The sequence below is a fragment of the Bacillus methanolicus PB1 genome (genome assembly GCF_000262755.1).
Classification (GTDB): Bacteria; Bacillota; Bacilli; order Bacillales; family Cytobacillaceae; genus Bacillus_Z; species Bacillus_Z methanolicus.
Genome location: NZ_AFEU01000002.1, coordinates 727,215 through 739,743 on the forward strand (window position 1 = coordinate 727,215; position 12,529 = coordinate 739,743).

The 12,529-nt window shown below is 37.2% G+C and carries 8 protein-coding genes; 5 read left to right on the forward strand and 3 right to left on the reverse strand.

Features of this window, described 5'->3' with window-relative positions:
- Nucleotides 1–7: 7 nt before the first annotated feature.
- The 3 genes from PB1_RS08580 to PB1_RS08590 all read right to left on the reverse strand — a co-directional run bounded on the left by PB1_RS08580 (nucleotide 8) and on the right by PB1_RS08590 (nucleotide 5,279).
- Nucleotides 8–2,122 (reverse strand): WD40 repeat domain-containing protein, encoded by a 2,115-nt coding sequence (locus PB1_RS08580; protein ID WP_003351931.1) that lies wholly within the window; start codon nucleotides 2,120–2,122, stop codon nucleotides 8–10.
- 106 nt (nucleotides 2,123–2,228) lie between these two features.
- Nucleotides 2,229–3,818: a hypothetical protein gene (locus PB1_RS08585; RefSeq protein ID WP_003351932.1), complete on the reverse strand. Its 1,590-nt coding sequence runs from the start codon at nucleotides 3,816–3,818 to the stop codon at nucleotides 2,229–2,231.
- Between the two features lie 9 nt (nucleotides 3,819–3,827).
- The gene (locus tag PB1_RS08590; RefSeq protein WP_003351933.1) at nucleotides 3,828–5,279 is read right to left on the reverse strand and encodes an MBOAT family O-acyltransferase; all 1,452 of its coding nucleotides are present in this window, start codon (nucleotides 5,277–5,279) and stop codon (nucleotides 3,828–3,830) included.
- 164 nt (nucleotides 5,280–5,443) lie between these two features.
- On the opposite strand from PB1_RS08590, the gene PB1_RS08595 reads away from it, so the two are divergent.
- The 5 genes from PB1_RS08595 to PB1_RS08615 all read left to right on the forward strand — a co-directional run bounded on the left by PB1_RS08595 (nucleotide 5,444) and on the right by PB1_RS08615 (nucleotide 12,013).
- Nucleotides 5,444–6,688 (forward strand): CAP domain-containing protein, encoded by a 1,245-nt coding sequence (locus PB1_RS08595; protein ID WP_003351934.1) that lies wholly within the window; start codon nucleotides 5,444–5,446, stop codon nucleotides 6,686–6,688.
- A gap of 29 nt (nucleotides 6,689–6,717) precedes the next feature.
- A complete protein-coding gene (locus tag PB1_RS18080; RefSeq protein WP_238533119.1) occupies nucleotides 6,718–7,626 on the forward strand; it encodes an anthrax toxin lethal factor-related metalloendopeptidase in 909 nt (302 codons plus the stop codon).
- A gap of 250 nt (nucleotides 7,627–7,876) precedes the next feature.
- Nucleotides 7,877–10,345, forward strand: coding sequence for a phosphodiester glycosidase family protein (locus tag PB1_RS08605; protein ID WP_003351936.1), 2,469 nt, complete (start codon nucleotides 7,877–7,879; stop codon nucleotides 10,343–10,345).
- Nucleotides 10,346–10,633: 288 nt separating this feature from the next.
- Complete coding sequence (locus PB1_RS08610; protein ID WP_003351937.1) at nucleotides 10,634–11,041, forward strand: hypothetical protein; 408 nt, start codon at nucleotides 10,634–10,636, stop codon at nucleotides 11,039–11,041.
- Between the two features lie 267 nt (nucleotides 11,042–11,308).
- Complete coding sequence (locus tag PB1_RS08615) at nucleotides 11,309–12,013, forward strand: C40 family peptidase (protein ID WP_003351938.1); 705 nt, start codon at nucleotides 11,309–11,311, stop codon at nucleotides 12,011–12,013.
- The last annotated feature ends 516 nt before the right edge of the window (nucleotides 12,014–12,529 follow it).

The window sequence follows — 12,529 nt, forward strand, 5'->3', positions numbered from 1 at the left end:
CTGGCCCCTACTTTAGTAGGGGCCAGACCCCGCTTTCTTGATAATGGTATTTCCACATGTCTGCTTCGTGGCGGAAGTAGAGGTTTCCGTATTTATCGATTGCCAGGTCATGAGCGCCTTCTTTTTTCAGGATGGTTACATCTAGTGTGTCCGGATTGGCTTTAAAAAGAATTCCTTCTACTGTTCCATAAATGTTTCCATCATTGCCAAAAAGAAGTTTTGCGTTTTTAAAACGTCCGGAGATCGCTGGAACAATCTCGATAAAATCAAAATTTCCGCTTTCAATTTCGTATTTAAACAGCTTTCCATCAGCCATTCCCCAAATCACTTTGTTGCTTTTCCGGGTAATTAGGGCGTTAACCATGGTAGCTTTGAAAGGCAGTTGGATTTTCTCTTTTTGTTCAGGGTTATTGATTGGGAACCGGAAAAAAGTCGCATTTTCTGCAGATTTTTTATGATTGGCAAAAACAGTCGTTCCGCCATATATAAAACCGTTTGAATTAGTTAACGAAATGATACTCTGATCGGGAATATAATTTTCGTAATTAACCGCTTTTTTCGTTTTAAGATCATAGACTGAAAGCAGCCCGCCGCCAGTGCTTGTTTCCGGATATGTCCCTACAAACAATTTGTTGTTTTCGGATACTCCCAATAAGGCAGTAGTTCGTTCTTGGCCAAGCTCATTGTATCGCTGTAGTTCCTTAAAGCTGCTGCTATTCCAGGTGCGCGACAAATCTATTTCCAGTAATTTTGCTTTTGGATAAGTGCCAAGGAATAGTTTGTTATTAAAGAATACCATTGATTCAATTTGACTAATCCCTTTAACTTCAGTAGTTTTGCCGGTCTCAATGTCGTAAACCGCCAATCCTCCTGACATAAATCCATTTATGATAATCTTATCCTTTTCCGGGTTTTCTGTCATTGTATACAGAGTGACAGGAAGCTGGGCAAGATTGATTTTTTCTAAAGAAAATTTTCCGGTTTTCAAGTTATACAGGAAATAGTCGCCATTGTTGCTTAACAATCCAACAAGTGTATAGCCTGGATAATCCTTTTTGTTTAATTCCACAAAATCAAGGTTGATCACATCCATACTTTTTAATGGAGCCTTGATTTTTTCAATTTCTTTTGATTTGTAATCGTAAGTGTAAAGTTCTCCATTATTTGTGTAGAAAACTCGGTCTCCATCCGGAGATTTAGCAGAAATCGTTTTAGAAGTAGCTTCGATTTCGTCTAAAAGTTTCAATGATTTTTTGTCAAAAACTAATATCTTATTGCTTGGATCAAGGCGGGCAAAAAGGTATTGATCAACAATTTGAATATCGGATATATATTTTTCATTTCGGTATTCCCACGGCAAAAATCGATACCGGATTTTTGTCGGGATGTTATATCGGATAATTTCAGCCTTAGATCCGATCCCAATGAAAATACTTTGTAATTCCTCATCATAGACTACACTTTTCGCAAATTGCTTCCCTCTGCTAATTTGTCCAAAATCAATACGCTCACCGGTTTCAGGTATGTATGAAAAAACCGTTCCTTCATAAGCTGTGGAGCCGTAAATTTTTCCGCCGGCTGCATCAAGATCTAATATGGCTGTATCGCGGCTATGCTCTAGCAGGTTTCCATAATCTTTCAGTGTTTGGGATTGTGGATCATACTCATAAAGATGACCGGAAGAGGTTCCTCCAACCCAGACTTTTTGATTTTCATCTACATCAATACCCCATGCACTTGTTGAGTTTTCCAGAGTAAAAATTTTTTCAGTCTTACCTGAATTAAGATTAATAATACTTAATGCTGATGGTGTGCCGTGCTGCAATACGTACATATAAGGCTGGTTATCAGGCGATTTTCCAAATGCAGCTGCCAGAGCGGTTCCATTAAAAACCTGCGGACCTATTTTTGTAAACGTTGCATTTGTATCTACATTGAGCTTTTTGGCAGGCTTAACCGGCTGTTCTGCAGGTATTTGACTATCATCCAACTCAATTGAAACATTCTCTGTTAAAGTAGTTTCTACGGCCAACACCGGAAATGGAGAAACTAGTAATAAAGAGCTTAAAACAATTGGTCCAGCTGACCTAAAAAACCTTTTTCTCGTTGCCTTCTTATTCATATTCCGACCCCTTATTAATATAATTTACTAAACCAACCATATTTTAGCACAAAAGAACGGGTCAAAAGAAGGGGCCTGGCCCCTACTTTAGTAGGGGCCAGGCCCTTCAAAAAATTTTCACATTTTCGATTTCGATCCATTGGTCTGATGATTTTTGGTTTTGCCAGCGGATTCCGATTAAGACGGAGTCTGCTCCATCACGGATTTTCTTGGAAACTTTAAAGGAACGGGCTTGCTTTTTGTCTAAAATCGTATTAAAGGATGCTCTTTCCCACTTGCCATTAACCCGATCCTGTACAAATAACTGTACATCTCCAATTTTTGAAACGTTTCCTTTCAGTGACACAATAAAGGTCACTTTATCTTTTCTAGTATTGTGTCCGGTCAATTCTGGTAAATTATAGCCAAATTGAATGATGCTGCCCGGACTTGTACTTACAGGAGATATTTTCACAACGTTATCACCATTTGAAGAAACTTCAAAATCTCCCTTTGCCCCGAGCAAACGAAGTGGAGCCACTTGTTCTTTCCAATCCGATGAAGCAAACGTTGCAACACTCGATCCTTCATTTGCATAAAAAGGTTTTTCTCCTGAAACAGGTTCTAAATAATTATAAGCAGCATCGGAGTAGACGTTTATGTCATGTTTAATGCGAGCAATTATTTCATCTTTGTTATCCGCTGTTACTAACTTGCCAAATGCGAACGGGTCTTGCAATTCAGCATAATTCCTCTTATTCCATATGTGATCCACAATTTTCGATCCGATCTCCGGTACAAAATGATGCGAATCCGTAAAATTCTTATAATCAACAGCCACTTCGTTAATATCCATAAAATGGTGGACAGTGCCAAAAACATCTGTTAAATCAGAAAGCCACCGTTCATATCCTTTCCAATAATCGTCATTTTGCAATTCGACCACAAATCGCGGCATCGTAACAGGCGTCGTAAACACGATAAATTTTGTGCCAGGGTTGGTCCGAACAATCTCTTCCAGCATTTTCTTAATATTCGGATCATATTCAAAACGTTCATCGTTTTTGAAAAACTCATAAATATTTGTTTCTATCCTCTTTTGTCTTAGCTCATCAGATACAGGAAAAGGATACGCAACATTTTTCCGGTCATAATATCGATGGTCGATAAATACAGGTTTATTTTCCTTTGATGACAGAAAAATCGGCCATGCTTTTTTTAACGTATCAAACGAAGCAACAGACTTGGCCCTATACATATAACTATTTGTTTGATCAATATAGAATTCGGGCTTTTCGCTGCTTAACTTTCTGTTTTTATTTGCGGCAAAAAAGTCTAAACCTAGAAAAATATAATCAAAAGACTTCCCGTTTACTTTTTTAGCATAATCAATATAATCTTTATATTCTTCGACATACATCGAACTAACGGAAAAGTTAAAAACATTTAAGCCTTTAAAGTCATGTTGGTTAATATAAGTTGAACGGCTGCTGCCCAGGAGCAGAGCATCGTATTTTTTGTCTGAAAAAGTAAATTTATTTACTTTTTGCTGCCGCTCATTGAAACCTTGCTGGACATCATTCCATTTATTCGTATGTTGAAAAATCCACAACGGGTCAACAACATAGTTAAAAACAATAATAGGCAAACCGAATATTAGCAGCAAAAGGCAGAAAGAGACAAAAAATTTTATAGGCCACTTACTATAAGAGTTCATCAGCACCACCTAAAAATTAAAATATAAAAACTCACTAACCTTTGTCGTATTAAAAATCGATAAAATGAAAAGTGCACTTGCAAAGAATGCCATTTGCCAACCAGGTTTCAAATCATCCATTAGTTTTACAGAATTCCGGCAGGCAAGAACTATAATAAAAGCAATAATGAGATACACAAACATATAAATGATCGAGGTCCCTGTAATAGCAGACAGAACCAATTCTTTAACTGGAGTAATATGGCTAACACCGAACATCCCGGCATATTTTTCCGGCAAAGCAAAACCATTCATACCGGCCATTCCTTTTAAAACTTTTATGGCATCTTCCCATGTTTTTGCTCTGAAAAATACCCACGCAACATTCACAAATTGAAAAGTTAGAAACCAGGAAAGATATTTATTCATTCTTAATCCTAATTGCTGCCAGTATCGATTTGCCAATGAAGCGAATCCATGCAATGTTCCCCAAAAGATGAACGTCCATCCGGCACCGTGCCATAAACCGCTTAAAAAAAACACGATCAGAACATTCACGTACGTACGGACCGTCCCTTTTCGATTTCCTCCAAGCGGGATATACAAATATTTGGTAAGAAATCTAGTAAGGGTCATATGCCACCTTTTCCAAAAATCGAGAATGTTAACAGCTTTGTATGGAGAGTTGAAGTTAATAGGAAGCCGTATGTTAAATAACAGCGCGGCGCCAATGGCCATATCTGTATAACCGCTAAAATCAAAATATAATTGAAACGTATAAGAAAGAGATGCAATCCAGGCCTCAATGAAAGTAAGCTTTCCGGCAGTGTCAAAACCGGCCGTTGCCCAAGCGGCAAAAGCATCGGCAATGACTGCCTTTTTGAATAAACCTATTGTAAAAATAAAGATCCCTTTAGAGATATTTTCAAAATTTAGTATTTTAAAAGCTTTTGCGAATTGAGGTATGACCTCTTTATGATGAACAATTGGCCCGGCAATTAACTGCGGGAAGAAAGCGACAAAGAGGGCATACTTCCAAAAATCGTATTCTTCCGTTTCTTTTCGGTAAGCGTCCACTAGATAAGCTATTTTTTGAAAGGTAAAAAAACTAATCGCTAAAGGCAGAGTCAGATGCAATAATGGAAAGTTTGTATGAAATGCAAGATTAATATTCGAAATGAAAAAGTCATAATATTTAAAATAACAAAGTACAGCAAGGTTAACAGCCACTCCGAAAACCAACAAATACCGGGCGCGGCCGGAATTGGATTTTCTTAAAACGGAGCCCAAGTAATAATTAAAAATCATTAAGATCAATATAAGCGGCAAATAGGCAACATTCCACCAGCTGTAGAAAAAAAGAGAACTTACAACAAGCCAAATTGTTGAAAGTCTATAAAGCTCTAGTTTATTTAACAAAATGAAAACGATCCAAGTAATCGGCAAAAAAGCAAAAATAAATTCATATGAATTAAAAATCATGCAAACTCCACCCGTTTAAAAAGTTAGTTTCAACCCACACATTATAACATGGGGCCTGGCCCCTGCTAAAGTAGGGGCCAGGCCCCTATTTTTTTACTATACTACCAGTTGATATTTTTATAAAATAGAAAAAAGGAGTTCGGAATGGATTGGAGGAGGACGGTATGATAAGAAAGTCAGGTTTTAAGGCTGTTTTAATTGTCACTTTTTTAGCAGCTTCTTTTTTATGGCTTCTATTTCCAAATTCCGCCGGATATGCTGCGGATGTTTGCAAAGGCATTGGACCAAAGACTGCCATTTGGTGGGACGGAGCAGAATTAAAAGTAGGCCAGATTGGCAGATTGCAAGTTTTAAAGGATACCCCCCTATATAAACTAGAAAGGGAAAGCCAAAAAATTTCCCGAACGCTGAAAGCAGGAGAAAATTACAGAATTTATGCGTTTAAACAAGGGAAACTTGGCGTTGGCAGCGGGTATTATGTTGATAGGGACAGCAGAATCATATATGAAACTCCGTCAAAAACAAAGCTCGCTCAATTAGCCTGCAAGAAACAAGCGATTGAAAATTCAAAACTGAGCATTCAAATAGGAGAAACGAAGGCTTCTGTTGAAAATAAACTTGGAAAAGAAAAAAGAGTATCTTTAGGCGAGTACGGGATCAACTGGTATACTTATCACAATCATTATGATCAGTTTTATATGATTGGTTATGTAAATAACCGCGTGGATTTTGTATATTCAAATTATCAAAACTATCAAACAAACGGAATTTATATCGGTTCCTCCAAACAAGAAGTTAGAACGGCTTTGGGCAGTCCGATAATAGGCATATTAAAAGGAAATATAAACTATGTGGTCGACAATACACAAGAGCAGCAAACTTTCCGCAAAAACGGTTTGTACATCACTGTTTTTTATGATGTTCACATGAAAGGAAATGTAACGGCACTACAAGTCATTACATCAAACCTTGAGAATAAAAAACAAGGCCATTTCGGCAGCCCGTCTGCTTCTTTACAGCAAGCATTCGAAATGCAAATGTTTGATTTAACAAATGCCGAGCGCGTAAAACATGGACTGGCTCCTTTAAGCTGGGATGAACGAGCAAGAAGATCTGCAAGAAAACATAGTTTGGATATGGCAACCAATAACTTTTTTGACCACGTGAACTTAAAAGGGCAGGACCCTTTTGAGCGGATGGAAGCACAAGGAATTCGCTTTTGGACGGCCGGTGAAAACATTGCAATGGGTTATCCAAGCAGTATTTTCGCTCACGAAGCATTAATGAATTCATTAGGCCACCGGAAAAATATTTTGAAACCTGATTACACACATGTTGGTATGGGCGTCCAGTTTCAAACCGGTACAAAAGTTCCTTATTATACCCAAAACTACTTTAAACCCTATTAATCTTTAAAGGAGGCAGAAGCACTTTGAAAATGAAGAAATATACTTTAATGCTTATTGTGTGCTTAGTCGCTCTGCCTCTATTCACCCGTACTGTTTCAGCAAAAATTTTATGGGATGGAGCAGAACTGGTCCAAGGCCAAATTGGAAGAGTTACAATAATAAAGCCGATCAATCTTTGGGAACGCAAAGGAGAAACATTCATTTATGTCAAAGTCTTAAAACCCGGCGAAAAATACCGGGTTTACGGTTATGATGCAATAAAAAAACAATATCGTGTCGGCGGCTCTTATTTTATTACAAACATAAAAGACCGCGTTTTATATGAAACTCCTTCTAGACAAAAATTACAGCAGTTTAAGCTATTACCGGAACAAGACGGTTTATTGGAACAAATTGTAGCCGTTCCAATAAACGATCAAAATGACCCGGATGTTAAAATGATAAAATCCAGGCTTTCAAAACTGCCTGTCAGCATGTTGGAAAAAATGAAAACAACCGGTATTAAAATCAAATTAATAGATGGTCCGATTACTAGTTTGCCGGAATTTTCATATCTAAAGGGGCAAGTACCGCGGGGATGGGAGAAAACAAATAAAACATGGGATGATGTTCCCGGAATTGGAGGAACAGAAACAGTTGCCATTCGCATCGGGTACAGTGATTATGGAAAAGGCCATGGTTCGGTTAATCTGGAATTGCATGAAACGGCTCATTCTTTAGACTCCATCGTTTATATGAGAATTTCAGCAACGGAAAGCTTCAAAAAAATATGGAAAAGTGAATCGTTAAACCTTTTTGGCAAAAATCAATACTTTAAAACCTATCCCGAAGAGTATTTTGCCGAAGCTTTTGCCATGTACTACTTAAATGATTCGACAAAAAGCGAGTTAAAAAAGAAAGCGCCTTTAACATATACATTTTTTGAAAAATTACAATAAATCTCGAAACTTTTTAAAATTATTATCGTCTAATGTAATGGAGATTCGACAATTTGGTTGGTAAGCGGATCTTCCTATCAAACCGGGATACCCCCCCCGAAGAAGCCTTGCGGAAAATCGCAAGGCTTCTTTACATGGTAAAATAGTACTATTATTCCAATTTTGTAGAAATAGAGGAAAAAATTAAATAATTTGTCGTATAATAGTTTTAACGTGTGTGAGAAAGTTTTAATGCTAAAGGAGAGGAATAATGAAGAGAAAAACCTTTATATGTTTGTTAGTCTTATTTGTTTTAATTAGTCCTTTTTCAGGAAAGCATTTTGATAAGGCAAAAGCGGCTGCTGCTCCTGTTGTGTACTGGGAAGGAATGCAGCTTGTGAAAGGACAAATTGGGAAAATAGACATCTTAAAACCTATTAATCTATGGAAAAGAGATCAAAATAATAAACTTGTTTTTGTTCGAGTCCTAAAACCGGGTGAACAATACCGGATTTATCAATATGATTCCATGCACGGAGGGCAGTTTGGAGTTGGAGGATCTTATTTTGTAACGAACGCAAAGGGCTATGTCCAATATAAGACTCCATCTATCCATAAACTAAAGCTGGTAAATCCTGAACTTTACAGGACAAAACTATCGATTGGTAAGGTAAAAAAAGAGGATTCGAAAGTAATCGCTCCCGGAGTTGTACAATCTCAATTATCCGTTGACAGCAATCGCGGGAAGCAAGAGATTTATAAACTTGATGTAGATCAAAAATCATCGCAAATTACCTTCGAAACATCGCTTGCAAAAGACCAAATAATCGGCTTTGAGACTGTCAAAAGCATGGCTAATCGAAATCAGGCTGATGGACATTATGTCATTGCGGGACTGAATGGCGACTACTTTGACAAAAACGGAGCACCTACTGATTTAACAGTACATAATGGGGAAATTTTAACAACCAATACAACTCCTATTAATGAAAGAACTATTTTTGGGGTCAGCCCTTCAGGCAAAGCGATGATTGGCAATCCCGACATTACTTTGGAAATGACTGTAAACGGCGAAAGAAAACAGCTTATCAACTCTGTTAATAAGCGCCGTTTTGCAGGCCACATCGTATTATATACTCCATATTTTGCGAGCAATACAATGACAAATGACTTAGGAACAGAGGTCGTTCTTTCAAATATTACCGGAAAGCTTAACGGTAATAATACGGTTACTGCGGTTGTAAAAGAAGTTATTTCAGGCAAGGGCAGCAACACCTTGAAAAAAGGTGAATGGATACTATCCGGACATGCTGCCGGAAGTGAATATTTGAAGACATTAAAGGCAGGAGACCGGATCGATATTACCCTTACCTATAATAAACCTGAGTGGGATCAAGTTGAGCAAGCAATCGGCGGGAGATATCATCTTGTTAAAAACGGACAGGCTCAAAATTTTAATATAGCCGGTGCCCATCCTCGGACTGCCATTGGAATTAAGCAGGATGGATCAGTATTTGTTGTCGTTGTTGATGGCCGGCAAAGTCATAGTGTCGGTGTGACCCTCTCTGAATTGGCGAAAGTCATGAAAGATTTTGGTGCGGTGGAAGCGATGACTTTTGATGGCGGTGGTTCATCGACTATGGTAGTAAGGCAGCCCGGCGATTGGGAAACGAGTGTCGTCAATAAACCTTCAGACGGAAAGGAAAGACCCGTCTCCAACGCACTTCTCGTTATTGGACACTGGAAAGCCGGTCCGCTGCACACATTATTATTGAACCCTAAAGAAATTACTTTATTTGCAGGTGCAACTTATAAGAACTTAAACATTTCTGTAAAAGGAATGGATAAAGCGAACAATGTTGTTAGTATTAAAGATCCTGTAACATGGACGTCAAACATTGGAAAGTTTAATGCAGACGGTTCATTCACAGCTGCCAATAAGGCTGGAAAAGGAATTATTACAGCATCTGTTGGTTCAATAAAAGCAAATGTTAATGTAAACTTGATCAATACGATTGATTCTATCAAATTAAAACAAAATTCGATCATCGTGAATAAGGGCGAATCAATCAGCATACCGGCAGAAGGCTACTATAAAGGGCAAAAAATAGTGACAGATCCGGCCGTGTTTTCTTACCAAGTATCAAATCAATTGGGAACAGTAGAAAAAGGCATATTTAAAGCAGGAACAAAAGATGGTTCCGGTACGATTACCGTTTCATATGGCTCTGTTAAAACCCAATTAAACGTAATCGTCGGAAATCCGGGAAGTTTAGTTATTGTAGATTTCGAAGGGGATTTAAGCAGTTGGCAGGCAACGGGAGCCCGTTATTCTAATGTGCAGGTTATACCTGAGAAAAACTATGTCAAATACGGAAAACAATCATTAAAGGTCGTATATGACTTTATTGGCCAAACAGGTACTTCAGGGGTTTATGCACATAAACAAACACCTATTGAAATAATAGGGACTCCTAAGAAAATCGGCATGTGGGTATATGGAGATGCCAAGGGCCATTGGCTTCGGGCTCAGTTAAAGGATGCTGATAATAAAGAAGTTCAATTAGATTTCACAAAAAATTTAGATTGGATCGGATGGAAGTATGTAGAAGCACTAATTCCTGCAGGATTAAAAGCCCCATATAAATTAGAAGTGCCTGTTCGCTATATGGAAGTCGACGACTCAAACAAAAACAAAGGTCAAATCTATATTGACCGCATACAAGCAGTATATGAATAAGCTTCCAGGGATGTTTCGGAGGGGAACATCCCTGTCTTATTCGTGCGAACAACGCATTTCCATTTATTTTACATTGTTGGCTGTCTTTATTTATACTACTCTATAATTGCCAATTATTTTGACAATTTTTCGCACAAATAATGAATTTATGCTACTCTATTCGGTGGAATAGTTTACATATGGGACATTTATGTTTATTATGATAAAGTATGTTTTAAATTGTCTAATCTCGTCGTTTTGCAATGTGTGAAAACTTTTTCTGAACAATGGAGGGAGTTTAGGTTACAGATGGTACAATCTAATGATTTAAAAGATATAATAGAACAATTAAAGAAGAACCCTCCTAAAATTATCGGGGGCTACAAAAAGCAAGGCTGGGCTGTAAAAGTTCTTGAAAAAATCAGTAATGATGCCGTGGAGCAAGAAGAAGACGGTACAGTTACAGCTAAAGCTGTTTTAGAAGCAAAGGATGCAACTTACTTCCCGGCTTTTTTACATCTTGATCTTATGAAAAAAGGGCAAATCATCGGCGCTTATTTTATTTCAGAAAATGATCGCCAGTTCGATTTAATACCCTTTGAAATAGCTAAAGAATTTATGAATAAAAAGGAAGAAGACCTTGTTCCTTTTAAATATAGAACATTAGAAAAAATTGAAGGCGATGAATTTCAAGTCAATTGGCCTGAATTCAGCTAAAAAATGAATTTTTTGTCTGAATGTAAATAATATTTTTGAAAAAATACAGGGATTGATCCAAATGGTAAAAAACTTTTTACCTCTCGGATCAGTCCCTTTTTATTTTGTGATATTTACAATTGTAATCAAAATGTAATATTATTCGACAAATGTAAGATTACTGAAATAGTTATTTGTCTAAGTTTGTTATAAAATTTTGCTATACTTGCAAATTACATAATTATTTGACAAAAATATACATAAACTTTCGCAGGAGGATGCATATCCATGAAAAAAGTCCTACGGATCATATCAGCCATCATGCTTTCGATACCGTTTCTGTTTATGGTTAAAACTGCCGCAAATGCCGAAGAAAAAGAGAACATTGTCGATTATGCAAAGAAATTTATTGGAGCTCCTTATAAATGGGGCGGAACGACACCCAAAGGATTTGATTGTTCGGGGTTCATCATTTATGTTTTTAAAGAATACAATGTACAGCTGCCAAGAAAAAGCGCCGATCAATTTAACCAGGGAGAAAGTGTTGATCGAAACAGTTTGGTTCCGGGAGATTTAGTGTTTTTTAATACAAATAATAAAGGCGTTTCACATGTGGGTATGTACATAGGTGATAATGAATTTATCCATGCTTCCTCCAGTAAAGGAGTCACTATTTCTAACTTGGGTATGAGTTACTATAAAACTAGATACATAGGTGCTAAAAGATATTTTAATAATGAGCAAGTAAAAAGCGCATTTGCAGCAACTCCTGTGAAAAGCGGACAAATTGGAACAGTATATGTTAAAAAGAAAATAAATCTCTGGCAGCGTGATGATGAAAACGGGCTTATCTTCGTAAGAGTTTTAAATCCCGGAGAAAAATATCGAGTTTATCATTTTGATAATCTGTATGGCGGGCAATATAATCTAGGTTCAAAATTATATATTACTAATATGCCTGATCATATTGATTATATTCCGATTGCACAATAAAATGGAAATAATAGGTTAAGTTTTAAGGAACCTCTTGTTATAATCATTATAGCAAGAGGTTTTTATTAAAAGACAAGAAAGTATAAAATTTTGGTCTACCACAGCTTTTGAAGCTGTGGTATTTTCGATTTATGGAAACAAACATCTTAAAACGAATTTTTTTGTGCTGTTGCACCACTTCAATCAAAGCCTTGAGTAAAGCCGGAGGCTCCCAGAAAACTTATTAACAGTATGAAGGACTTTTCCTATGTTTCCTATCTTGTTTATGTCCTTCAGGAGTCTTATGACGGACTTTTCTTATGCTCTCTATCTTAATTATGTCCTTAAAAAGTCTTATCACGGACCTTTCTTATGCTCTCTATCTTGTTTATGTCCTTCAGGAGTCCTATGATGGACTTTTCTAATGGTCGAGAAACACTCCGTCAGGTATATCTAATAAAAGGAAAAGCGTTCTTGCATAGTGCAGGAACGCTTCTGGGTATGAGTGGTTCGATGGATTCTTTTCCTCCGTAAAAG